Consider the following 2536-nt stretch of genomic DNA (forward strand, 5'->3'; position numbering starts at 1 on the left):
CTGTCGCGCACCGTGGGCTGGTTTACCACCAAATACCCGGTGGCGCTGACGATCAGCGGTCTGCATTGGTCGCAAGTCGCCGCCGGTGAGCCGGCATTGGGCCCAATCATCAAGGACGCCAAAGAACAACTGCGCGCCCTACCCGAGGGCTTGACCTACGGGCTGCTGCGCTACCTCAACCCCGACATCACCCTGAGCTGCGCCGACCCCGCCATCGGATTCAACTACCTCGGCAGGCTAGGCGGCCCGGTAGCCGACGAGGTTCCGTGGCGAATATCGCAGGACGGCGTCTCAGCCACCGCCGCTGCCACGATCCCAATGCCGTTGGGGCACACCGTCGAACTCAACGCCGGTACCGTCGACAGCGAGGCGGGTCCGCGGCTGCACGCCGCCTGGACGTGGGCGCCCTCGGCGTTGGACGAAACCCAGATCAGCCGGCTCAGCCAGCTGTGGTTCGACGCGCTGACCGGCATCTGCGCCCACGTTCGCCAGGGCGGCGGCGGCCTGACCCCCTCCGACATCGCGCCCGCCCGCGTGACCCAACAACAACTCGATGAACTGACCCGACAACACCGGGTCGCCGACGTCTTGCCGCTAACCCCATTGCAACAAGGACTGCTCTTCCACGCTCATACCGTGCAGGCGAGCGACGACGATATCTACGCGGTGCAACTTGATTTCACCGTAACCGGTGCCCTTGACCGGGATCGCCTGCGCGACGCCGTAGACGCGGTAGTTGTTCGGCATCCCAACCTGGCGGCCCGATTCTGCGACCAGCTTGACGAGCCGGTCCAGATCATCCCGGCTGATCCCGCGGTGGGGTGGCGCTACCTCGAACTGGACGGCGAAGACCTCGATATCGACGAGCAGATGGAGCGGGTGTGCGCCGCTGAACGCGCCGCGGTCTGCGAACTCAACGGCCAGCCGGCCTTTCGGGCTGCTCTCATCCGCAGCGCATCAGATCAGCACCGCTTTGTGCTCACCAATCACCACATCGTGCTCGACGGCTGGTCGCTGCCGATCCTGCTGCAGGAGATCTTCGCCAGCTATCACCGGCAGCGTCTGCCAGCAGCCGGGTCGTACCGCAGCTTCCTCACTTGGCTAGCCGGTCGCGATCGTGACGCTGCCCGCGCGGTGTGGCGTGAGGCGTTCGCCGGCTTCGATGTGCCCACATTGGTCGGCCCGCAAGGCCGACTAGGGCTCGGGCGGCGACGTGTTGAAGCGTTTTGCGTGCCCGAGGAGACCACCCGGGCTCTTAGCGAGCTGGCGCGGTCCTGCCGCACCACCGTCAACACTGTGCTGGAGGGCGCCTGGGCACAGACGCTGATGTGGCTGACCGGCCATCACGATGTCGCCTTCGGCGTCGCCGTCTCGGGACGACCTGCCGAGGTAGTTGGCGCGGAATCGTTGGTCGGCTTGCTGATCAACACCGTCCCGGTTCGCGCCAACGTCACGGCAGCCACCACCACCGCCGAGCTACTGGGCCAGCTGCAAAACACCCAGAACCGCACGCTCGAGCACCAGCATTTGGCGCTCAACGAGATTCACCGCGCCACCGGCCATGAACAGCTGTTCGACACCTTGTTCGTGTACGAGAACTACCCGATCGACACCGCGGCACTGTTGGGCGACCACGAGTGGGCCGTCACCGACGTCACCAGCCGTGAATACAACCATTACCCGTTGACGGTCGCGGCCCGACCGGGCCACGAACTCGGCCTGCGCGTCGAATTCGATACCGATGTGTTCGACAGGGTCAGCGTTGAGGTATTGGTCGAACGGTTGGAGCGGGTGTTGGTGGCGATGGCTTCCGATCCAACGCAACCGCTGTCCTCGGTGGATCTCCTCGATGAGGATGAGCATGCGCGATTGGATGCGCTGGGCAATCGCGCGGTGCTAACCCAGCCCACATTGTCGGTGCTTTCGGTCCCGAACCTGTTCGGGGAGCAAGTATCCCGCTGCCCGGAGGCGGTCGCCGTGACCTGGGACAGCGGTGAGTTGACCTATCGCGAGTTGGACGAGGCGGCGAATCGGTTGGCACACGTGCTCTCTGGCCAGGGGGCAGGCCCGGGTGAGTGTGTGGGGTTGTTGTTGGAGCGTTCCGCCGAGGCGATTGTGTCGATGTTGGCGGTGCTCAAGGCAGGGGCGGCGTATTTGGCGATCGATCCGGTGCTGCCCGCGGCACGCATCGAATTCATGGTGGCCGATGCCGCGCCGATCGCGGTGCTGACCACCGCTGCTCTGGCGGCGCGAGTTGACGGTCATGGCGTCACGGTCATCGACATCAACGACTCCGCCGCGGCCAGTTGCCTGTGCACGGCCTTGCCGGATCCTGCCCCCGACGACATTGCCTACCTCATCTACACATCAGGGACCACGGGTGTGCCCAAGGGTGTGGCGGTGACGCATCGCAATTTGGGGCATGTGGCGCAATCGATGCCGACGTACTTGCCGCAGCCGCAGGTGTGGACCCAATGCCATTCCTATGCGTTTGACTTTTCGGTGTGGGAGATTTGGGCGGCGCTGCTGGGCGGGG

At 65.1% G+C, this 2536-nt stretch carries 1 protein-coding gene; it reads left to right on the forward strand.

Features of this window, described 5'->3' with window-relative positions:
• Window positions 1-2536, forward strand: a 2536-nt coding sequence (locus A5707_RS01195; RefSeq protein ID WP_156657426.1) for a condensation domain-containing protein, incomplete at both ends; no start/stop codon positions are given.

The sequence above is a fragment of the Mycobacterium kyorinense genome (assembly GCF_001672775.1).
Classification (GTDB): domain Bacteria; phylum Actinomycetota; class Actinomycetes; order Mycobacteriales; family Mycobacteriaceae; genus Mycobacterium; species Mycobacterium kyorinense_A.